Origin of the sequence: Streptoalloteichus tenebrarius (assembly GCF_024171885.1) — a bacterium.
GTDB classification, from domain to species: Bacteria; Actinomycetota; Actinomycetes; order Mycobacteriales; family Pseudonocardiaceae; genus Streptoalloteichus; species Streptoalloteichus tenebrarius.
In genome coordinates, this window is sequence record NZ_JAMTCP010000003.1 from 14,218 (window position 1) to 34,500 (window position 20,283).

The window sequence follows — 20,283 nt, forward strand, 5'->3', positions numbered from 1 at the left end:
GCCGTCTCCCCCTCACCTCGTCTCCCTATTCGGGAAGCCATCCCGGATATGAGCGAGACGGAAGGGCGCCCAGGACGCGCCGTGGCGCTCGTCGATGCGACAGAGGGCGGATCACACGCCCGTCACCCCAGGCCAGAGGCGGCGCGTTCGCGCGCTGAGGCAGGATCGGGGCGAAGGTACGTCAACCCGACGCCGCGAGAAAGGACATCCATGGCCACCGTGCTGTCCGAGCGCCTCAAGGAACTGCTCGACGCCCCCACCTTCGTCACCCTGGTGACCCTCCAGCCCGACGGCAGCCCCCAGGCCTCGCCGGTGTGGGCGAAGCGGGACGGCGACGACATCCTGATCTCCACCACCGTCGGGCGCCAGAAGGAGCGCAACCTGCGCCGCGACCCGAGGACGACGGTGGTGGTCCAGCCCTTCGACGACCCCTACGTCTACGCGGAGATCCGCGGCGAGGCCACCCTGTCCCCCGAGGGCGGCCAGGAGCTGATCGACGAGCTGTCGGTGAAGTACACCGGCACCAAGTACGCCGAGTTCAACCCGGCGGCCGGGACCGAGGGGCAGCGCGTGGTCGTGCGCATCACGCCCCGCAAGGTCGTGGGCCGCCTCTGAGCGCCGGGCAGCGCACACCCCAACCGCCTCCGGCACGTCCCCGCCGTCACGTGACGGGTGTGGGCTGGTCGCCCGGGCGCCACGACCGGCGCAGCGCGGGCGTGGTCAGACCGAGCGCCACGACCACGGCCACGCACATCACGCCGCCGCTGACCAGCGCGACCGTGCCCGAGGTGGCGTCGGCGACCAGCCCGCCCCGCATGTTGCCCACGTCCGGCCCGGCCCTGCCGACGATCTGCTCGGCCGCCCCCACCCGGCCGAGCAGGGCGTTGGGGGTGTGGAGCTGGACGAGCGTGCCGCGCGAGACCACCGTGACGGTGTCGGCGGCGCCGGCCACCGCCAGGAACGCCAACCCCGCCCACGGGTTCGCCGACAGCCCGAACAGGGCCAGCGCCGCGCCCCACACCACCGCCCCGCCCAGCATCGCCAGACCGGGACGGGACAGTCGGGTGAAGGTCCCCGACATCAGCGACGCCAGGACGCCGCCGACGGCGATCGCGGTCAGGAACAGCCCGAGCGTGCGGGGGTCGTCGCCGAAACGCTCGGCGTTGACCAGCGGGAACAGGCTGATCGGCATGGACAGCGTCGTGAGGGCCAGATCGGTGAGCAACGCGGCGCGTACCACCGGGTCGCGCACCAGGAACGCCAGGCCGTCCAGCACCCCGCCCAGTCCGGGCCGGGCCGGCTCGCCCTCCGGGCGCATCGGCGGCAACCCGAGCGCCCCGGCGAAGGCGACGACGAAGGTGACGGCGTCGACCAGGTAGCAGCCGCCAACGCCCCACCAGCCCAGGACGAGTCCGCCCAGCGCGGGGCCGACCAGCATGGCGGCCTGGAACGCGATCCCGTTCAACGCCAACCCCGCCGCCACGTTCTCCCGGGGCAGCAGGTGCGGGATGAAGGAGCGGAAGGCGGGGCCGCCCATGGCCACGAACCCGGACTGCGCCGCGACCAACGCCAGCACCACCGCCACCGGGACCTGACCGAGGAACCCCTGCACGGCCAGCGCCACCGAGCACAGGGCCTGCCCGGCGGTGGCGACCAGGTAGACCCGACGCCGGTCGGAGCGGTCGACGAGGGCCCCGGCGAACAGGCCGAACGCGATGACCGGCAGGGCCTGCGCCAGCCCGACCGCGCCGGTCCAGACGGTGCTGCCCGTCTCCCGCCACACCTGGAACATCACCGCGACCACCGTCATCTGGCCGCCCAGCGACGAGACGACGCGGCCGATCCACAGTCGCCGGAACGCCGGGGAGATCCGCAGGGGCGTCAGGTCCACCAGCGCCCGCCTCACCGCCACGCCTCCCCGCTCGACCGACGACCGTCATCCCCGACCACACCCTCAGCGCCGTCAGCGCCGAGGACGCGGTCGCGTGGTCCTCCACTCCCCGCCGACACCCGTGCTCCCCTCCCTGTCGCTGATCCCGGTGCGCGGACGACCGGTCCTCGACCGGCGTGGTGGTCAGCGGAGCTGGGCGATCACCTCGGCGAAGGCGTCCATGCCGGGCTCGGTCACGGTGAAGTAGCTCAGCCCGTAGGTCTCGCGGTACTCCCGCAGCGTGTCGGCCATCGACGCCGGGCTGCCGCGCAGCACGCCGGGCAGCGCCAGGATCCGCTCGTCGCTCAGCCCGGGGGCGAACCCGCGCAGGAACGACAGGTCGGGGTGCGGCTCGCTGTCCGGCAGCACCGCCTGGACCAGCAGGTTCAGTTCCAGATCCGCCCAGCGCGGCCCGGCGGCGGCCCGGACGGCCGCGATCTTGTCGGCCAGCGCGGCGTGCCCGGTGTCGTGTTCGTCGCGGGGCAGGGCGCCGGCGATGCCGACGATGTCGGCCTGCCGCGCGGCGACCCGCAGCAGCCGGTCGCCCTGCCCGGCCACCAGGATCGGCGGCGTGGGGCGCTGGACCGGCGTGGGCTGGTGCCCCTCGTCGGCCAGCAGCCGGCGTAGCTCGGCGACGGTGCGCGCGAGATGGTCCACGCGCTCTCCGGCGCGCGGGAAGGGGAGGCCGGCGGCCTCGTACTCGTGCGCGGCGTAGCCGGCGCCCAACCCGAGTTCGAGGCGGCCCTCCAGTAGCTGGTCCAGGCTCGCCACGTCGCGGGCCAGCAGCGCGGGCCGGTGGAAGCCGGCGTTGAGCACGAAGGTGCCCAGCCGCACCCGGGAGGTGACCTGCGCCGCGGCGGCCAGCAGCGCGAAGGGCGAGGACATGCCGAGGTGGTCGGGCGCCAGGACCACGTCGTAGCCCAGGTCCTCGGCCCGCCGGGCACTGGCCTGCCAGTCCGCGCGGGAGACGCCGGTGAAGAAGGTGACGCCGAAACGGAACGGTCGGGTGGTCATGCGCCCCTCCAGGACGTGCCGCGCCACCGCCCCGCACTGCCGGGGTCGGCGCGGGGCGGTGGGGAAGGCGATCAGTCGGGACCGTCACCCTGGCACATCCCGGGGAGGGACCCAACCGAAAAGGCGTCACCTGAGGCGGGGAACGCGGCCAGGAGCGGACACGCGGGGCCACTAGGCGGGGCGCAAGGGCGGGGCGCGAACACGCGCGGGGCATGGCGACCAGCGGTGTGCCGGGGCTCACGCCGGCGCGCTTTGACCTTCACATCAATGTGAAGGTTTCAGGATCCTCCTCGACCGCGACACCCCAGCGGACACGAGGTGAGAAGGATGGACAACCAACTCTACGACTACAGCCCGATCGTCGACCGCGAGCCCATCCACTGGCCGAACGGGGCCAGGGTCGCCTTCTACGTCGGCGCCAACATCGAGCACTACCAGGTCGACCGCCCCTCGACCAGCATCTTCGGCGGCACCGTCGACCTGGCCCCCGACCCGCTCAACTACGGCTGGCGCGACTACGGCCCCCGCGTGGGCGTCTGGCGACTGATCGAGACCCTCGACCGGCACGGCCTGCGCGCCAGCGTGCTGCTCAACTCCGAGGTCTGCCGGCACTACCCGCGGATCATCGAGGCAGGCACGGCCAGGGACTGGGCGTGGGTGGCCCACGGGCGGGACAACTCCACCTTCCAGGCCGACATGACCGTCGAGGAGGAACGCGCCTACCTCACCGACGTGGTGGAGACCATCGAGAAGGCCACCGGCCGACGCCCCCGGGGCTGGATGGGCCCGGCGCTGACCGAGACCTTCAACACCCCCGCGCTGCTCGCCGAACTCGGCCTGACCTACGTGCTGGACTGGTGCAACGACGACCAGCCGTACCGGCTGAACGTCCCGGGGATGCTGAGCGTGCCCTACGGGATCGAGCTGAACGACATCTCCCTGTTCCTCGGCAAGAGCCTCAGCGGCCCGGACTTCGTCCAGATCGTCAAGGACCAGTTCGACCAGCTCTACGCCGACTCGGCGACCAGCGGCCGGGTGATGGCGCTGGCCCTGCACCCGTTCGTCATCAACCAGCCGTTCCGGCACAAGTACCTGGACCAGGCGCTGGAGTACGTGGTCAACCACCCCGGGGTGTGGCTGACCACCAGCGACGAGATCGCCGAGCACTACGCGCGCACCACCGCGCCGACCACGGCGTGAGCCGCACTCCGACGGCCACGGCGTGACGCTCGGCCACGGCGTGACGCTGCCCCGCCGGGGTCCTCGACCCACCTCAGGCAGGCCGAGCACCCCGGCGGGGGCGCTCCGCGTTCCCACGTCCCTGACAGGGGCGCAGGGCGACGCGGTCAGGGCTGTTCCGCACCGTCGGTGGTGGGCGCGGCGGGATGCTTGATCTGCTCGCGGAGGATGTCGCCGTGGCCGGCGTGACGCGCGAAGTCCTCCGTCAGGAGCAGGTAGACGAACCGCAGGTTGACGTCGCCGAGGTCGGGGTGCGGCGTGGTGTGGTCGAGGTCGAACCCGGCGGCGATCACGCGCGAGCGTTCGCTGGCGCGTTCGAACTCGGCGATCACGTCGGCCACGGTCTCGTCGTCGGCGACGACGAAACTGGCGTCGCCCGCCGTGGTGCCGCCGTCGCACTCGCTCCTGGGCAGGCCGGCCAGGACGTGCTGGAACCAGATCCGTTCGGCGACCGCGGCGTGCTTGAGCAGTCCGATCGGGGTGGTCGGCGACGCGACGAGCCGGCGGCGGGCGTCCCCGTCGGACAGACCGCGCACCGTGTTGACCAACTCGGCCCGGTTCCGGTCGAGCATGGCCTCCAGCAGACGGCGTTCGTCGCCGGTGGTGATGCGGGGTATCGACCACGTCATTGTCAGCTCGATTCTGTTCGTGAGAGGGATCTGCCTGGTGTGCCTGAGGTTTCGGTGCCCGCGCCCGGTTTCAGCAGGGGCCGCTGAGCGCGTTGCGCCGGAGGCGGCGGGTGATTCCCTCGTGCTGGACGGCCAGGCGCGCGCGGCCCGCACGCGGACGTCGGTGAGTTCGCCGCAAGGCTGACGGTCTCGGCGAGCCGCTCGCGGAGTGCGCGATCGGGAGTGCGCGATCGCCGGGCGTGAGTCGCAGGATCCGCGCGCCGTGGGATCCGGGATGACGCCGCTCTGTCGCGGCGCGCGCGGGCGTTGCTCGAACCCTATCCGACGGTGGGCCTAGGTCTGTGCTCAAGCTGGTGTGGCTGATCTGGTGTGTTCCCGGGGCGTGCTCATCGGCACGAGGTGACCGGCACGAGGTGACCGGCGAGCGACGGCGAGGCGAGCGAGCCGCTGTTGCCCGCCTCCGACGCGAAGGGACACCCACGGGTGGATGAGGCGTCGCGTGATCAACGGGTGCTGTTCACGGCCAGGATGGGCGTGATGTGGCCTGCCGGAACGTGAGGGGCCGTGGAAGACGGTCAAACCGGTTCTGGCGGTGGCCGCGCACCCGCGCCCTGACCACTCTGGCGGCGCGGGTGCGGGTGATCGCCGAGGCGATCAAGGAACCTGACCGGGAGGTCTCGCCTCGACTCCAGCGTCGTGCGATGCGCACCGGCCCGCCGCCGCCCGCCGCACCTCCGCGTCCCTCACCCAGGGGGGAGGGCGGATCGTGCGGTGGGCGCCGTGAGCCAGGAGGACATGCCATCGGCCGCTTCCGCAGCGTGGGACCCCGCCGCCTACCCACGCCGCACCGTGGTGGTCGAACGCCGCCTCGACCGGGTTCGCGGGGTTCCGTGCTCTCGTCATCCGCGAGGACAGGACCGCCGTCTCCTGCTGAGGGATGATCGAACTGGCCATCCTGCTCATCGGGCTTTGCGGACAGACCCTGGGGACGAGCCCCGGAGACGACCGCTGGCGGCTCCTTCAGCGCCCAGCTCCACGAGCCCCAGGGGGCGCGATCACCGAACAATTGCGACCGAAACGACCTGACGTGTGGGGTCGATCCGGTGATGACAAGCTTGTCCCTGATCATCACTGACACGTCGGAGGAGGCAGCGTGGGGGGCTCGCCGACGGCGCCGCAGGCCCTGCCCGAGCCGGTGCGGGCGGCGCTGGAGCGCCGCGCCGGAAGCGTGCTGATCGACACCGAGCACCTCGCGGCGGTGCGCGCCCGCTTCGACGACGACCAGGCCGCCGCGCTGGGCCGCTACCTCCAGGCGTCCCAGTCCCCCAACACCCTGCGCGCCTACCGGTCGGACTGGATCGCCTGGTCGGCGTGGTGCGCGGCCGAGGGACGACAGGCCCTGCCCGCCGACCCCCTCGACGTCGCCGTCTACCTGGCCGCCGCGGCGGAGGAACGCCGACCGCCCCGCTCCGGCGAGACCGGCCCCACCCGGTGGGCGTTCAGCCCGGCCACGCTGGAACGCAAGGCCGCCGCCATCGCCGCGGTCCACGCCGCCAACGGCCTGCCCTCCCCCACCCGCGCCGACGTCGTGCGCCTGACCCTGCGCGGCATCCGCCGCACCCGCCGCGCCCGACCCCACCGCAAACGGCCGGTCCTGCTGCACACGCTGGAGGAGCTGCTGGACCAACGCCCCGACCCGGGCTGGCCCGGCGAGCCGGCCCGCCGCCGGGACAGCCTGGTGCTGCTGGTCGGCTTCGCCGGCGCGCTGCGCCGCGGCGAGCTGGCCGGGCTCACCCTCGACGACGTCGTCGTGCACGTCGACCCCGGCACCAACGAGCCGGTGTTGCTGGTGGACCTCGCCGTGACCAAGACCGACCCCAGCGGCGTGCGGGCGCAGCGGGTGGTCCTGCCTCGGGGCGCGCGCCCCCACACCTGCCCGGTGTGCGCCTTCGCCGCCTGGGTGGAGCTGCTGGAGATCCACGCCGAACACGGCGCGGCGGGTCTGCGCGAGTACGTCGAACACGGACAGGTCAAGGAGCGGGCGGTGCACCGCTGCCACGGCTTCGACGGCACCTGGCTGGCCGACGGCCAGGGCCGTCCCCTGTTCCCGGGGATCAACCGGCACGGCGGGATCGGCGGTAAGGCGATGTCCGGCGCGGCCGTGGCGGAGCTGGTCAAGCGCTACGCCCAGCGCGCCGGTCTGGACCCGGACCTGTTCGGCGGGCACTCGCTGCGGGCCGGCTTCGCCACGCAGGCCGCGTTGGGCGGCGCCAGCGACCGGGAGATCATGCGGCAGGGGCGGTGGAGCAACCCGCGCACCGTCCACCGCTACATCCGGGTGGCCAACCCGCTGGACGACAACGCGGTGACCAAACTCGGTCTCTGACCGGCCGCGAGCCCGCCGTGCTCTCCGCAGGTCACGCATGCGCGGCGGATGACCACCAGCCCGGGCTCGCCACGACCACCCTTCTGTACCTACTAGTATGTATGATCATGGTTGGGGTTCCCGGAACCGCCCGGTGATCATCGCCGACCCCATCGACCCGAGGGGAGAACCACCACCGTGCCCTTCGTGCGCATCGACGCGTTGCGGGCCGACGAGGACCAGCTCGACGCGCTCGGCCGCGCCGTGCACGAGGCCCTGGTCGAGACGCTCGGCATCCCGTCCGACGACCACTTCCAGGTCCTGGTCAGCCACGACGGCGTCACCAGCACCCTGCGGTACGACAACTACCTCGGCGTGCCCCGCGACGAGGGCATCGTGTACATCGCGATCACCCTGCGCTCCGGCCGCACCCAGGAGCGGAAGCGGGCCCTGTACCGGCGGATCGCCGAACTCGCCCACGAGTACGCCGGCACCGAACCCCGCAACGTGTTCGTCACCCTGACCGAGAACGAACCGGCGGACTGGTCACTGGGCCACGGGCTGGCCCAGTACCTCGACTCCCCCTGAGAACCCTCTAGGCAAGGAGGAGACGCCGACCGGGTGGTCACCACCCCGGCTCGTCACCCTCCGTCCTCATGGGACCGCCGTTCGAGCACGCCCACCAGGGCCGAGGCGACGAGGGCGACCGCCCGATCATCGTCCCGTGCCAGCGACCGCAGGACGTCCCGCGCGAGGGCCGCCGGCATCTCGACCAACGCCTGGGTCAGGCGTATCCGCACGGCGGAGTCCGCGGTGTGCGCGGCGAGCGCGTCGACCAACGCGCTCATGATCCGCTCCGCGCGCCCGGGGTCCAGCGCCAACGCCCCCAGGACCTCGGCCGCCTCGACGTCGTTGACGCCCCCGACCACCATCTCGACCAGCGCCGGCACGGCCGCGGCCTCACCACGCCCGCCCAGGGCCACCGCCGCGTGCGCGCGCACCGTCGCGTCGGAGTCCCCGAGCGCGTCCACGAGCACCGCGGCCGCCTCGTCACCGGGCATCTCGGCGATCGCCAGGACCGCACGCCGCCGGACGTCGACCTCCTCCGCGCGCAGACCGGCGGCCACGCTGGCCACCCCGTCGGCGCCCGCCCGCGCCAGAGCCCACCGCAGAGCGCCGGCGACGTGCGGATCGGATTCGGCCAGAACCGCCCGCGCCAACACCTCGGCGGGAACCGGCACGTCCTCGGCCGGAGCCAGGACGGCCTGCTGTCGGCGCGCCGCGCTGGGCGAGTCGAGCCCGCGCAGCAGCTCCACGACGCGCAGGACGCCCCGCCAGTCCGCCGGCGCCGAGCCGTCGATCGCCCGGAGCCGGTCGAGCAGCTCCCGCTCCCGCCTCAGCCGGTCCTCGGTCCGCAGGATGAGGTCGCCGACCAGCGCGGACGGTGTGAACGCCGGGTCGTCCATGGCGCGTGCGACCTGCCGCAGCGACAACCCCAGGGACCGCAGCCCTTCCACGTGGAAGATCCGCTGGATGTCCTCCTCGGAGTACTCGCGGTAGCCGCCCACCGTGCGACCGGTGGGGCGCACCAGCCCGAGGGACTCGTAGTGCCGGAGCATCCGCGCGCTCACCCCGGACCGGCGCGCCACCTCCCCGATCAACACGTTGGCCCCTCCCCGGGCTCCTGGCCAGGTTCCTGATCGGGCTCCCGACCGGGTTCGCGACCGAGCGCGACGATCCGCTTCGCCTCGTCGACGGCCAGGTCGAAACCGGAGTCCGGGTCGCGCGACAGCCGCTCGGTCGCGCGGGCGTGCGCGCGCACCGCCGGGTCCTCACTCGCCTGCGCCGCCCGCAGGATCGGCTCGATCACGTCCCCGAGCGCGACGAGCGCCCGACTCAGGCTCAGCCGCACGTTCCGGTCGCCCCGCCCCAGTTGCGCCGCCAGGTCCTCGGCCAGCCCCCTGCGCTCTCCGGCGGGCACGAGCACCACCGCGGCACGCCACGCGCTCCGCGCGACCTCGTCGTCGGCGTCGTGCAGCAACGACCGCGTGATCGCGGGCCACGCGCCGCCGTCGCCGATCTTGGACAGCGTGTGCAGCGCCTGGCCGCGGGCCTGGGCGCGCTCGGACCGCAGCTCCGCGAGGAGACGAGGGACCGTGATCTCCGCGGGCAGGCGCGTCAACGCCCAGGTGAGCATCTCGCGCACGAAGAAGTTCGGCTCGACCGCGCACCGCGCCACGAGCGCGTCCACCAGGCCGGGGTCGGGGCGCGTGCCGATCGCCATGACCGCCTGGAGGCGCGTCGACGAGCTCCCGGCGCTCAACGCCTCACGCAGGCGGGTCTCCTGTGAACTGCTGGGTGTCGAGTGGATGGGAACCACCTCCTGCGCAGCAGCCAAGACCTTGTCACAGTGTCAAGGTCAAGCGCGCGGGGGCCCGGAGTGAGCGGACGCTCAGCTCGGGGTGGCTCGGCGCGGCGCGTGGCGCACCGGCCGAGCCACCCCACCCCCAGTTCGACACCGCTCACGCGAGGTCAGCGCACAGCCACCGCCGACGCGCCACGGCGCGCGACCATGACCTGCGCGATCTCCTCCTCCAGCAGGTCATGGTTGAGGGCGATCGCCGCCGCGGCGCCCCGGGCCGCCGCCGTGATCACCTGGGCGCGCTGGTCCACCACGTTGCCGGCCGCCCACACCCCCGGCACGCTCGTGCGCCCCGACGGATCGGTGATCACCCAGCCGTCGGCGCCGGTCCGGCAACCCAACGTGGTCAGCAGGGCGTCGTGGGGCACCATGCGCGGAGCGACGAACAACGCGTCCCGGGTCACCACGTGCCCCTCGGCCATCTCGACCCCGCGCAGCCGGTCACCGTGCGCCACCAACTGCGTGACCTCGCCGTCGACCACGCGCACCCCCAGCGCGGCGAACCGCTCGCGGTCCTCCTCGCCCAACCCCAGGGTGTGCGGGAAGAACACCACGTCCTCCGACCACCGGCTCAGCAGCAACGCCTGGTGCACCGACCCCTCGGCCGTGCCCAGCACACCGATCCGCTGGTCACGCACCTCGTAGCCGTGGCAGTACGGGCAGTGCAGCACGTCCTTGGCCCACCGCTGGCGCAGGCCGGCGACGGCGGGCAGCTCGTCGCGCAGCCCGGTGGCCACCAGGACCCGACGGGCGCGCAGCACCGGCCCGCCCGCCAGTTGCGCCAGGAACGAGGGCGCCTCCCCGTCGCCGGCGACCGCCTCGATCTGGTCCACCCTGCCCTCGACCAGGCGCACGCCGTAGCGGGCCACCTCGTGGCGGCCGACCTCCAGCAGCGCGGCGGGCGAGGTGCGGTCCCGGGACAGGAACCCGTGCATGTGCTCCGCCGGGGCGTTGCGCGGCTGGCCCGCGTCCACCACCGCCACCCGTCGCCGGGCCCGGCCCAGCACCAGCGCGGCGTTGAGACCCGACGCGCCCCCTCCCACCACGACCACGTCGTACACCGAGTCCACCGAGTCCTTGGCTGACACGTTCTCCGTCCCCGTCACGGCGACCACCTCCGCCGCGAACCCTGCGCCCCGCCCGCCCCGGTCGACAAACTTCGTTGCCGCATCAGCAAGAGATCGCCGGGCGGGACCGTGCACACTGGACTGATCACGATCGGTCACCCGCGATCCCCGGGGCACACCCGACTCTTCCGGCCACAGTGGACTCGGCCCCGCGCGCGCCCTGCCGGCCGAACGCGGACCGAAATTGCCGCCCGACCGATGTCACCCGCATGCGAAGATCCTTCGCACGAGCGGCCGACAGTGATCACGGAGTGTGGCGATGTACGCGATTTCCCTGGGCGAGGACGGCGCGGAGCTGCGCCCGCTGGAACCCTGGCAGGCCGAGGAATTCCTCGCCCACATCGACCGGGGGCGGGAGTTCATCGCCCAGCACGTCCCGCTCGCGGACCTCGTCACCGACCTGGCGTCCAGCCGCGCCTACCTCCAGAGCTACGCCGACCGGACCCTGGCCGACACCGGGCGGATCCACGGCATCTGGTGGAACGGCGCGCTGGTCGGCGGGATCGTCATCCCGGCGATGGACCTCGCGCGGGGCACGGCCGAGGTCGGCTGCTGGCTGGAGCCCTCGGCGGCGGGCAGGGGCCTGGTCACCAGGGCCGCCCGCCTGGTCATCGACTGGGCGGTCGAGCAACGGGGCATCCACCGCGTCGAGTGGCACGTGTCGTCGGAGAACGAGCCCAGCATCGCCGTGGCCCGACGACTGGGGATGACCAGGGACGGCGTGCTGCGGGAGAGCTACCCGTACCGGGGGAAGCGGCAGGACATCGAGATCTGGTCGGTGCTCGCCCCCGAGTGGCGCGCCGCCGCGGAGGCCCGCCGGACCACCCACGGCGAACGCTGACCAGATCCCGGCCAGTCCCACGCCCCGGCGGGGAGCGAGGAGGACGCTCCGGCTCCCCGCTCCGAGCCCAGCGCCGGGAACACGCGAAACCAACTGGATGAAACCCGCGACTCCGCGCGATAAAGTGCCACGTCAGAAAGTGTCGTCCCCGCACACGCGGGGGTGGTTCCCATCGTGCCGGTGGCGGCCCAGTCCAGTCGTGGTCGTCCCCGCACACGCGGGGGTGGTTCGTGCCAGCGGCTACCGTCGCAAGACTCATCGCCGTCGTCCCCGCACACGCGGGGGTGGTTCCATCCCGCGCCTGGCCCGCGCCCGGGGACGGGCGTCGTCCCCGCACACGCGGGGGTCCAGCGCGCCGCTACCTCGACCACGTCCTCGCCCGGGGTAACTGATCCGGCCGTGCGATCCGCGACCCGCTTCCGTGCGTCGAGGCCACGAGGAGCAACCCGGAGTCACGAGGGCGGCTGCGCGCCGAGAAGGCCCGCAGGGACGAGCAGATCGCCGATCTCCAACGCATCCGCGACTGCTTTGAGCCGTCATCGCGCCTGCCCTGGACAGGGATCAGGCGATGGTGTGCAGGTAGCTCGCCAGGCGGTCGAAGCTCTGGGCCGCGCCGTCCTTCATCCCGGTGCCCAGGGCGGCGTCCCTGGCCTGTGGCGAGGGGTAGCGGATGGTGACGGTGACCGTGGTGCGGCCGGCGTCCTCGGTGAAGATGGCCATGTTCACCGTCTCCGGCCAGTCCCCGCCCCACCGTTCGGTGTTGACGATCCGTTCCGGCGGGGTGACCTCCCGGTACTCCCCGCTCATCTCCATCTCGGTCCCGTCGTCCTTGCGCCAGACGTGCCGCCAGCTCCCGCCGGGGCGCAGGTCGATCTCGCAGACCGGCATCCGCCACCCCTGCGGTCCCAGCAGCCAGTGCCGCACGTGTTCGGGTTGGGTGAAGGCGTCGAAGACGCGCTGACGCGGCGCCTGGAAGACCCGGGTCAGGACGACCTCGTGGTCCGAGGGCATGGACAGGACGGTGTCGGCGGAGGCGTCGTCGTTGGTGGTGCCCATGGCGGTGCTCCTCGTCGCGGCGGCGGGGCTGCGCCCCCACCCTGCGCCCCCGCAGCCCGACGCGCACGCCCAGAACCGGCAGCCTCGCCCCTTCCAGGCCACGCCGCGACCAGCTGGTGATCACACCCGTGTGAGTGAGCGCCGCTCGCCACTCCACGCGGCAGGATGACAGTGATCAACACGGGACCGCTCTCCCCGTCGCCGCTGGTTCACCCGCGACAACGGGGAGAGCGGAAGGAAGGCCGGCGACGCCCCGGGCCGAAGGACCGTCGGCGACCCCCTCACCAGGGAGTGATGCCGTGGTCAACGTCCGGAGGTACACCAGGCGGGACGGCACGACGGTCCGGGCGCACACGCGTTCCGCCCCGCGCCGAGGTGGCGGAGGAGCCGGACTTCTCGCCCTCATCCCCCTCACCCTCCTCCTGGGCGTGGGCGCTCTCCTGGCCACCCACCGCGAGGGGAGCCAGGAGGAGCCGACAGCGGCCCCCGCCCAGCAGGTAGGCCCCACCTTCGCCCCGATCGGCGTCTCACACGCCCTGCCCTGCGGCGCCCACGCCTACGGCGAGGTGAAGCGGTTCCTCGACACCACCCCGTGCCTGGCGCTGGCCCGCGCCCTGTACGAGGCCAGCGAACAGGGCCACCGCGTGCTGGTGGCGGTCGCCTGGGCGGAGATGCCCGACCGGGCCAGCGCCGACGCTCTGAAGGAGCTGGCCGACCGGGAGGGCAGTGGCAACATCACCGAGCTGTCCCAGGAACTGCCCCAGCACGCCGGCACCCGGTTCACCGGCCGCTTCTACCGGGCCCGAACCGACGGCGCCACCACGGTCATCGCCCAGTCCGAACCCCTGACCGGCACCCGCGACGAGGCGCTGCTGGACCGCGTCACCCAGGCCGCCGCCCACCTTCCCCGCCCCACGAGATGACGTTCGTCGTCTCCCTCACTGGCGTTGGTGCGCTCCCGGGGTGTGGCCGAAGGCGCGGCGGAACACGTCGATGAACGCGCTGGCCGACGACCACCCGCACTGGTGTGCCACGGTCGTCACCGGAGTGTTCTCGGCCAACAGCACGAGCGCCCGGTGCAGCCGGAGCTGGGTGCGCCACTGCGGGAAACCCATCCCGAGGTCGGTCTGGAACAACCGCGACAGCGTGCGGTCGCTGGCACCCACCTGCTTGCCCCACGCGGCCAATGTCCGGTTGTCGGCCGGATCGGCGCGCAGCGCCGCGCACACCGCCCGCAGCCGAGGATCCCTCGGGGCGGGCAGGTGCACCGGCTGCTGCGGCGAGGCCCGCAACTGGTCCAGCAACACCGCCCGCAACCGACTCCGCTCCGGGCTGTCCTCCCGCGGCGCGCGGGTGTAGGCCAGGATCAGCTCCCGCAACAACGGCCCCACCGCCAACACCGACGGCTCCTCCAGCCCCAGCGGGTTGTCCGTGGCCGGCAGGCCCACCAGGTGCAGTTCCAGATCCCCGTGCGCCTCGTGGGCGTGCACCGTCCCCGCGGGCACCCAGATCGCCCGGGTCGCCGGAACCACCCACGACCCCGCGTCGGTCGTGATCGCCAGGACACCCCGCGCGGCGTAGACGATCTGGTGGTCGTCGTGCCGGTGCGGGTCGATCGTGGACCCCGACGGCAGCCGCTGGCTGCGGGTCGGCGCGACCGGCTCGTGGCGGATTCTCGTCATCGCTTGGCAGGTTAACGAAAGCACGACAACCCGGCCGGCGGTGAGCATGGCGGGCGTGCCGAGAAACCACACGATCATCCTGCTGGCGGTCGGGCACGCCTGCGTGGACGTCTACCAGGGCGCGGTCGCCGCGCTCGTCCCGTTCTTCCTCGCCGAACGCGCCTACACCTACGCGGCCGCCTCGGGCGTGGTGCTGGCCGCGTCCCTGTTGTCCTCGGTGGCGCAACCCCTGTTCGGCGCGCTGACCGACCGCTGGGCCATGCCCTGGCTGCTCCCGACGAGCACCCTGCTGGGCGGAGCGGGCATCGCGCTGAGCGGCGTCACCGGCTCCTACCCCCTCACCCTGGCATTCGCCGCCCTGTCCGGCATCGGCGTGGCCGCCTACCACCCCGAGGCCGCGCGCGTGGCCCGTCTCGCCAGCCGGGGCAGCCACACCGCCATGGGCTGGTTCTCCCTCGGCGGCAACATCGGCTTCGCCCTGGCGCCCCTGCTGGTGGCCGTCGTGGTCGCCACCGGCGGCCTGCGCCTGTCCCCCCTGCTGGTCATCCCCGCCCTGGCCGGCGGCGTGCTCTGCCTGCCCGCGCTGCGCGCCCTCCGCGCCACCACCCGGCCCGGCTCCACCGCCGCCGCCCCGACCCGCGACGACGACAGGGGCTCGTTCGTGCGGCTGTCACTGGCCGTGGTCTGCCGCTCCATCGCCTTCACCGGCCTGAGCACCTTCCTGGCGCTCTACGCCCACCAACGCACCGGCGGCGGCACCCCCGCCGGCACCGCCGCCCTGGTCGTGCTCTACCTCGGCGGCGCCGTGGGCACGGTGATCGGCGGCAACCTGGCCAACCGCTGGGACCGGGTCACCGTCGTGCGCTGGTCCTACCTGCTCACCGTGGTCGCCGTCGCCGGCGTCGTGTTCATACCCGGCCCGGCGTTTTTCGTGTTCGTGGCGCTGACCTCCGCCGGTCTGTACGTCCCGTTCTCCCTCCAGGTCACCCTCGGCCAGGACTACCTGCCCACCCGCGTGGGCACCGCCAGCGGCATCACCCTCGGCCTGACCGTCAGCATCGGCGGCCTGGCCAGCCCCGTGCTCGGCGCCGTCGCCGACGCCACCTCCCTCCAGGTCGCCCTCATCCCGCTGATCGCGATGCCCGCCCTGGCCTGGCTGCTGTTCCGCTCCCTGCCCGAACCCGGCACGCCGTCACCCGCCCAACCTGCCGAGCCTGCCAACGCCACCGGCGGGTTGCCCCGCGCCGACCGCTGACCTCCGCCACGAGCCGTGGGTGGCCACCGGTCTGCTGGTGGGCACCCACGGCTCGTCCGTCAACGTGACAGCAGATAGGAGTCCGTCTGCGCGTAGGCGGTGTGGGGGGCCGTAGGCAGCAAACCCACGGCGTAGGACGTCACCCCGTTGTTGTTGAGCTGGGGCGTGTAGCAGCCCCGTTGGTCCCTCAGGGTCTCGCAGCGGTACTCCCGGCCGTCGCTGTTGCGGTGCACGACCGCCAGGGCGCAGTGGTCCCCCGCCGGGCGGCAGGGCGGCATCTTCAAAGTGGTGACCCGCGCCCACGCCGTGGTGCAGCGGGGGCTGTACCGGAGTTCGACCAGGACGATGGGGTGCCCATCAGCCTGCCGTAGGCCGAGCGCGCGGTGATGGCGTCGTTGGCGCAGCCGGTGTCGACCGGGTCCGCCCTCACCCGCGGTCCGGGGCGTGGGAGTGGAGGGCCCGGTCGTTCAGGTACCGGCGCACCGCGTCGACGTCCACGGGCACGTCGTCGGCCAAGGCCTCGGACAGCTCCAGGCACGCCGCGGCGGCAGCGGCCGATCGGGGCAGCATCGTGTTCTCGTAGGCGCGCACGGCCTCGTCGAGGTCCGCGTGGCTGGCCAGGGCCTGCCCGAGGTCGGCGCCGTCGAGCAGCGCGAGGTTGGCCCCGATGCCGTACGGCGGCATGAGATGGGCGGCGTCGCCGACCAGGGTGACGCCGGGGACGTGCTCCCAGGCGTGCCCGGCGGGCAGCATGTGCAGGGGGCGGTTGACGAACCCGCCGTCGTTGTGGCGCAACAGGTCCAGCAGGCTGTCGTGCCAACCGTCGAACAGCCCCAGCAGGTGCGCGCGCACCGCCGCGGTGTCGTCCAGCTCCAGACCGGCGGCGACGTGCCAGTCCAGCGGGACGTCGAGCAACGCGTAGACGCGGACGTGGCCACCGCTGTTGCGCTGGGCGAACAGACTCCGCCCGTCGGACTCGGCGACCATCGTGCCGTCGCCGACCAGGCGGGCGAGGGCGGGATGACGGCGGTCGACGTCGTCCAGGAAGGTCTCCACCATCGAGGTGCCGAGGTAGGCGGGGGTGGCCTCGGAGACCGCGGGGCGGACGCGCGACCAGGCGCCATCCGCGCCGACGACCAGGTCGACGTCCTCGGTCACGCCGTCGGCGAAGCGCAGCCGGGCAGCGCCGTCGCCGAGCGCGGTGACCCCGCTGACCGCACGCCCCCAGGCGACGGTGCCCTCGGCGAGGGAGTCCAGCAGCAGCGTCCGGAGTTGACCCCGGTCGATCTCGGGCGCGTAGTCGTCGGTGGCCCCCGGCCGGTCGTGGCGCCGGAGGGCGGCGGTGGCGGGATCGAGCGCGCGGTGCTCCTGACCTTCGGGGCGGGCCAGGTCGCGGAACCGCTCGTACAGCCCCAACGCGCGCAGGGCGGCCTGGCCGGTGTCGGCGTGCAGGTCGAGGGTGCCGCCCTGCCAGCGGGCGTGACGGGACGTCTCCCGTTCGTACACGGTCACCGCGTGGCCGTGCGCCTGGAGGGCGCGGGCGCAGGCCAGGCCGCCGGGGCCGGCGCCGATGACGGCGATGCGGGGAGAGCGCATGGTGCGGGTCCTTCCGTTCCGGGTGCGCCGGTGCTCCGGACGCACCCCCAGAAGACCACAGTCACTTCAAAAGTGCAACCACTAACCTTTTGTCATGACTACACCCTTCTTGGGGTCATGGGTTCGCGGCGGGCGGGGCACCACCCCGGCCACCTTGTGGTCCACAGTGGACGGTCCACCCGATCCGACCCCGGCCAAACTCACTGATCAACGGCCGTCAGGACACCACCGAGGCCGTCGACACCCACCACGACGTCTGTCGGCCGGGCCAGCACCCGCATGCCCCCACGCCATCGGCCGCTCGTCGACGGCACATCCCACCGCCCGGCACCCACCGCCCACCGGTGGACAACCCACCTGGCCCGCCACCGCTCACCCCGCAGGGCGAAATGATCACCGGGCGACTCCCCGCCCCCTGGGCGACAGTGAAGACACCCGACGCGCCCACCGTCCGCAGTGGACGCCGTCGGCCCACCAGGGAGGGAGAACCCGGTGAACCCCATCACGGAACTCGCGGACCTCGACCAGCTCATCGAGGACCTCGCCACCCGCATCGCCGACATCCGGCTCCCCGCGCCCGGCACCCACGCGCAGAGCGACTTCCTCCTCTGCGACCTGACCATCCTGATGTGCCCGCCACCGTCCTGACCCGCCCCACGACCCCGCTCCCCACAGCCGTCGCGGCGCGCGCCACGCCGCCACCGGTGAACACACGGAGCCGGCCGAGCCGGCCCGCTCCCCACCGCCACAGGACATAACGGCCAGAACACGAGGTGATCACGAAACGGTCGATCAAGGACTGCTGACCCGGTGATACTGACGGCCGCTCGCACGAACCCCCGGGCACCCGCCCGGCGTTCCGCAGGAGGCCTCGTGACCACCGCACCCCGAGCCGGCATCGACCCCTTCGCCACCACCGTCCGCCCACCCACACCACCCCGCCCCCTCCACGCCGCGCTCCGCGCCACCGGACCCGTCGTCCGCGTCGACGCCCCCGCCGGCGGCCCCGCCTGGATCGTCACCGACGACACCCTGGCCAGGAAGGTCCTCACCGACCCCCGCGTCAGCAAGGACCCCGCCTGCGCCCCGCACGGCTGGAACCCTCACACCGCCGGCCTGGAACCCCGCGCCGACGAACGACTCTCACTCACCACACTGGACGGACAGGCCCACGCCGAGCTGCGCCGCGCCCACGCCCCACTCTTCTCCGCGCGACGACTGGGCCAGTTCTCCGAGGACATCACCGCGACCGCGCGGGAACTGCTCACCGCGCTGGCCGCCACCGGTGACACCGTCGACCTGATGGCCGACTTCACCACGCGGTTCCCCCTGACCGTCCTGTGCGACCTGTTAGGCGTTCCCCGACAGCACGTCGACGCGGCCATGGCGGCCAGCAGGCTCATGATCACCGACGACGTCGACCAGCGAACCACCGCGGTGGCGGCGTTCATGGACCTGGCCGCCACCGCCCTGCGCGAGGGCCGGCACGGCCTGGCCGCCGAACTCCGCGACCGCCTCCCCACCCACGTCACCGAGGACCAACTGCGCTACCTGATCTTCGCGCTGCTCTTCGCCGGTCAACTCACCACCGACGCGTCCCTCGGCTTCCTCATCGCCCGCGCCCTCGGCGACGACCAGGCAGCCGTGGCGGGCGCGGCCGACGAGGTCGTCGAGGAGACCCTGCGACTGCACCCACCCGCGCCGTTCACCCTGTGGCGGTTCACCACCAGCGAGATCGAGCTGGCCGGAACCAGGATCCCCGCCCACGCCCCGATCCTCGTCGACATCCAGGGCATCAACACCGACCCCCACCGGCCCCGAGCGCAGGACCTCACCTTCGGCGCCGGCCCGCACTACTGCATCGGCGCGCACCTGGCGCAGATGGAACTGCGCGTCGTCCTGGAGGTCCTGCGCGCGGACTTCCCCCACGCCCGCCTCGCCGTCCCGTTCGCCGAACTCCGACAGATCGACTTCGGCGGCATCCAGGGCAGCCGACTCATCGCCCTGCCGGTCCGACTGCGCGGCTGAGCCGAACCCGAGCCAGCGCCGGCCGGGGCTCCTTCTTTCCCCTTCTTTGCCTTTCTTGTTGTTTTGCTTTTGTGTCTTTAGGAGGTGATAAATTTGGTTGACACTGAAATCATCGTGCCAAAAGACTGAGACAAGGAGCACGTGCAGACGCTGTTGGCCGAGACGGCTGATGGCGTGATCGCCTGGCTCACCATGCCCGCCGCCCGATGTGTCCTCCCCCTTGCGGGGCGCGGAGGCGCGGCGGGCACCGGCCGCGTGCTGGTGGGCGGCATGGTGCTGGAGCTGCCCCACACCTCCGGCCGAGATCGCCAATCGCCCGCACCTTCGACACCAACGTCGTCAGGGTTCCGGTCCGTGACCACAGTCGACGCGTGCCTGCGGAGCACGCCTCGGGATCACACCAGATCCGCCACACCAGCTTTGCGGACACGACCTAGGTCCGCAGTAGTGCGGTGGTGCGTCGGCGGATCGCGGCGCGTGCCGACTCGGGGCTGTGCCTGCCGAGCAGCACCTGGACGGTCAGCCCGTCGGCGAGGGCGATGAGCGCCTCCGCCTCGGTTTCGGGCTCGACCTCGGCCCTGATCTGCCCGCTCTCCTGGCCCGTGCGGAGCAGGACGGTGAGCAGTTCGGTGAGTCCGGCGTAGTGGCCGCGTTGGACTTCGGCGAGGGCGGGGTCGAGGGTCGCCTGCGCGGTGAAGGCCATCCAGACGCGCGCGTCGAGCAGGTCCTCGCCGTCGACCGCCAGCATGGCGACCAGCGTCTGCTCCAGCATGGTCGTGACCGATCCCGGTTGGGGGGACTCGGCGATCCGGGCCCGGGCGCGCTCGGTGATCCTGCGGTTCACGTGTTCCTGCGCGAAGACCAGCATCTCGTCCTTGGCGCGGAAACACCGCTGCACGGCGCCCATGGACACCCCCGCCTGCGCCGCGACCTCGCGCAGGGTCGCGCCTTCCAGCCCGCGCCGGCCAATCAGCTCGCAGACCGCCTGCGCGATGTGGCGTCGCCGGCTGTCGTGGTCCACCTGTTTCGGCATGACCACACCTTACCGATGCATGTGTATCGGAACCGTGCTAGCGTTCCGATACACATGCATCGGAAC

Annotated in this window: 20 protein-coding genes; 9 read left to right on the forward strand and 11 right to left on the reverse strand. The window is 72.9% G+C overall.

All coding sequences use genetic code 11. From position 1 onward, the window contains the following. The first annotated feature begins 210 nt into the window (after positions 1-210). Positions 211-615: a PPOX class F420-dependent oxidoreductase gene (locus LX15_RS03680; RefSeq protein ID WP_253668036.1), complete on the forward strand. Its 405-nt coding sequence runs from the start codon at positions 211-213 to the stop codon at positions 613-615. 46 nt (positions 616-661) lie between these two features. Here LX15_RS03680 and LX15_RS03685 read toward each other — a convergent pair whose 3' ends face one another. Then, positions 662-1,912, reverse strand: coding sequence for an MFS transporter (locus LX15_RS03685; RefSeq protein ID WP_253668037.1), 1,251 nt, complete (start codon positions 1,910-1,912; stop codon positions 662-664). Positions 1,913-2,074: 162 nt separating this feature from the next. Beyond that, positions 2,075-2,944 (reverse strand): TIGR03621 family F420-dependent LLM class oxidoreductase, encoded by an 870-nt coding sequence (locus LX15_RS03690; RefSeq protein WP_253668038.1) that lies wholly within the window; start codon positions 2,942-2,944, stop codon positions 2,075-2,077. A 327-nt stretch (positions 2,945-3,271) separates the two neighbouring features. Here LX15_RS03690 and LX15_RS03695 point away from each other — a divergent pair, with 327 nt between their 5' ends. Continuing rightward, entirely contained in the window at positions 3,272-4,144 is an 873-nt protein-coding gene (locus tag LX15_RS03695; RefSeq protein WP_253668039.1) for a polysaccharide deacetylase family protein, read from the forward strand. Positions 4,145-4,290: 146 nt separating this feature from the next. On the opposite strand, the gene LX15_RS03700 is transcribed toward LX15_RS03695, so the two are convergent. Then, positions 4,291-4,812, reverse strand: coding sequence for a DinB family protein (locus LX15_RS03700; RefSeq protein ID WP_253668040.1), 522 nt, complete (start codon positions 4,810-4,812; stop codon positions 4,291-4,293). A 1,153-nt stretch (positions 4,813-5,965) separates the two neighbouring features. On the opposite strand from LX15_RS03700, the gene LX15_RS03705 reads away from it, so the two are divergent. After that, positions 5,966-7,198, forward strand: a complete 1,233-nt coding sequence (locus LX15_RS03705) for a site-specific integrase (RefSeq protein WP_253668041.1) — start codon at positions 5,966-5,968, stop codon at positions 7,196-7,198. Between the two features lie 177 nt (positions 7,199-7,375). Further along, positions 7,376-7,765, forward strand: a complete 390-nt coding sequence (locus LX15_RS03710) for a tautomerase family protein (RefSeq protein ID WP_253668042.1) — start codon at positions 7,376-7,378, stop codon at positions 7,763-7,765. A gap of 53 nt (positions 7,766-7,818) precedes the next feature. Here LX15_RS03710 and LX15_RS03715 read toward each other — a convergent pair whose 3' ends face one another. From LX15_RS03715 to LX15_RS03725, 3 genes are all read right to left on the reverse strand, one after another. After that, positions 7,819-8,841 (reverse strand): MerR family transcriptional regulator, encoded by a 1,023-nt coding sequence (locus LX15_RS03715; RefSeq protein WP_253668043.1) that lies wholly within the window; start codon positions 8,839-8,841, stop codon positions 7,819-7,821. Then, positions 8,835-9,461 carry a HEAT repeat domain-containing protein gene (locus LX15_RS03720; RefSeq protein ID WP_372502311.1) on the reverse strand — a complete coding sequence of 209 codons (627 nt, stop codon included), beginning with the start codon at positions 9,459-9,461 and terminating at the stop codon, positions 8,835-8,837. Before LX15_RS03720 ends, LX15_RS03715 begins: the two co-directional genes overlap by 7 nt. Before the next feature lie 248 nt (positions 9,462-9,709). Continuing rightward, a complete protein-coding gene (locus LX15_RS03725; RefSeq protein WP_253668045.1) occupies positions 9,710-10,705 on the reverse strand; it encodes an NAD(P)/FAD-dependent oxidoreductase in 996 nt (331 codons plus the stop codon). Positions 10,706-10,985: 280 nt separating this feature from the next. Between LX15_RS03725 and LX15_RS03730 the strand changes: the two genes are divergently transcribed. Then, complete coding sequence (locus tag LX15_RS03730; RefSeq protein ID WP_253668046.1) at positions 10,986-11,567, forward strand: GNAT family N-acetyltransferase; 582 nt, start codon at positions 10,986-10,988, stop codon at positions 11,565-11,567. Between the two features lie 561 nt (positions 11,568-12,128). On the opposite strand, the gene LX15_RS03735 is transcribed toward LX15_RS03730, so the two are convergent. After that, on the reverse strand, positions 12,129-12,623 hold the full coding sequence (locus LX15_RS03735) for an SRPBCC family protein (RefSeq protein ID WP_253668047.1): 495 nt from the start codon (positions 12,621-12,623) through the stop codon (positions 12,129-12,131). A gap of 299 nt (positions 12,624-12,922) precedes the next feature. On the opposite strand from LX15_RS03735, the gene LX15_RS03740 reads away from it, so the two are divergent. Next, positions 12,923-13,546, forward strand: coding sequence for a hypothetical protein (locus tag LX15_RS03740; protein ID WP_253668048.1), 624 nt, complete (start codon positions 12,923-12,925; stop codon positions 13,544-13,546). 15 nt (positions 13,547-13,561) lie between these two features. On the opposite strand, the gene LX15_RS03745 is transcribed toward LX15_RS03740, so the two are convergent. After that, complete coding sequence (locus LX15_RS03745) at positions 13,562-14,305, reverse strand: AraC family transcriptional regulator (protein ID WP_253668049.1); 744 nt, start codon at positions 14,303-14,305, stop codon at positions 13,562-13,564. A 46-nt stretch (positions 14,306-14,351) separates the two neighbouring features. Between LX15_RS03745 and LX15_RS03750 the strand changes: the two genes are divergently transcribed. Next, on the forward strand, positions 14,352-15,560 hold the full coding sequence (locus tag LX15_RS03750) for an MFS transporter (protein WP_372502312.1): 1,209 nt from the start codon (positions 14,352-14,354) through the stop codon (positions 15,558-15,560). A gap of 59 nt (positions 15,561-15,619) precedes the next feature. Here LX15_RS03750 and LX15_RS03755 read toward each other — a convergent pair whose 3' ends face one another. Both LX15_RS03755 and LX15_RS03760 read right to left on the reverse strand, forming a co-directional pair. Next, positions 15,620-15,964: a DUF2690 domain-containing protein gene (locus LX15_RS03755; RefSeq protein WP_308213410.1), complete on the reverse strand. Its 345-nt coding sequence runs from the start codon at positions 15,962-15,964 to the stop codon at positions 15,620-15,622. Between the two features lie 22 nt (positions 15,965-15,986). Continuing rightward, positions 15,987-17,156 (reverse strand): FAD-dependent oxidoreductase, encoded by a 1,170-nt coding sequence (locus LX15_RS03760; protein ID WP_253668052.1) that lies wholly within the window; start codon positions 17,154-17,156, stop codon positions 15,987-15,989. Between the two features lie 492 nt (positions 17,157-17,648). On the opposite strand from LX15_RS03760, the gene LX15_RS03765 reads away from it, so the two are divergent. After that, positions 17,649-17,804 (forward strand): hypothetical protein, encoded by a 156-nt coding sequence (locus LX15_RS03765; protein ID WP_253668053.1) that lies wholly within the window; start codon positions 17,649-17,651, stop codon positions 17,802-17,804. Positions 17,805-18,029: 225 nt separating this feature from the next. After that, positions 18,030-19,184 (forward strand): cytochrome P450, encoded by a 1,155-nt coding sequence (locus LX15_RS03770; protein WP_253668054.1) that lies wholly within the window; start codon positions 18,030-18,032, stop codon positions 19,182-19,184. 433 nt (positions 19,185-19,617) lie between these two features. On the opposite strand, the gene LX15_RS03775 is transcribed toward LX15_RS03770, so the two are convergent. Then, the gene (locus tag LX15_RS03775) at positions 19,618-20,217 is read right to left on the reverse strand and encodes a TetR/AcrR family transcriptional regulator (RefSeq protein WP_253668055.1); all 600 of its coding nucleotides are present in this window, start codon (positions 20,215-20,217) and stop codon (positions 19,618-19,620) included. Positions 20,218-20,283 lie beyond the last annotated feature (66 nt).

What these genes read in the sequence shown, in the direction of transcription:
- LX15_RS03680 (WP_253668036.1), top strand. Translation starts at nt 211, where the DNA reads ATGGCCACCGTGCTGTCCGAGCGCCTCAAGGAACTGCTCGACGCCCCC.
- LX15_RS03690 (WP_253668038.1), bottom strand. Translation starts at nt 2,944, where the DNA reads ATGACCACCCGACCGTTCCGTTTCGGCGTCACCTTCTTCACCGGCGTC.
- LX15_RS03695 (WP_253668039.1), top strand. Translation starts at nt 3,272, where the DNA reads ATGGACAACCAACTCTACGACTACAGCCCGATCGTCGACCGCGAGCCC.
- LX15_RS03700 (WP_253668040.1), bottom strand. Translation starts at nt 4,812, where the DNA reads ATGACGTGGTCGATACCCCGCATCACCACCGGCGACGAACGCCGTCTG.
- LX15_RS03720 (WP_372502311.1), bottom strand. Translation starts at nt 9,461, where the DNA reads ATGGCGATCGGCACGCGCCCCGACCCCGGCCTGGTGGACGCGCTCGTG.
- LX15_RS03730 (WP_253668046.1), top strand. Translation starts at nt 10,986, where the DNA reads ATGTACGCGATTTCCCTGGGCGAGGACGGCGCGGAGCTGCGCCCGCTG.
- LX15_RS03735 (WP_253668047.1), bottom strand. Translation starts at nt 12,623, where the DNA reads ATGGGCACCACCAACGACGACGCCTCCGCCGACACCGTCCTGTCCATG.
- LX15_RS03745 (WP_253668049.1), bottom strand. Translation starts at nt 14,305, where the DNA reads ATGACGAGAATCCGCCACGAGCCGGTCGCGCCGACCCGCAGCCAGCGG.
- LX15_RS03750 (WP_372502312.1), top strand. Translation starts at nt 14,352, where the DNA reads ATGGCGGGCGTGCCGAGAAACCACACGATCATCCTGCTGGCGGTCGGG.
- LX15_RS03760 (WP_253668052.1), bottom strand. Translation starts at nt 17,156, where the DNA reads ATGCGCTCTCCCCGCATCGCCGTCATCGGCGCCGGCCCCGGCGGCCTG.
- LX15_RS03775 (WP_253668055.1), bottom strand. Translation starts at nt 20,217, where the DNA reads ATGCCGAAACAGGTGGACCACGACAGCCGGCGACGCCACATCGCGCAG.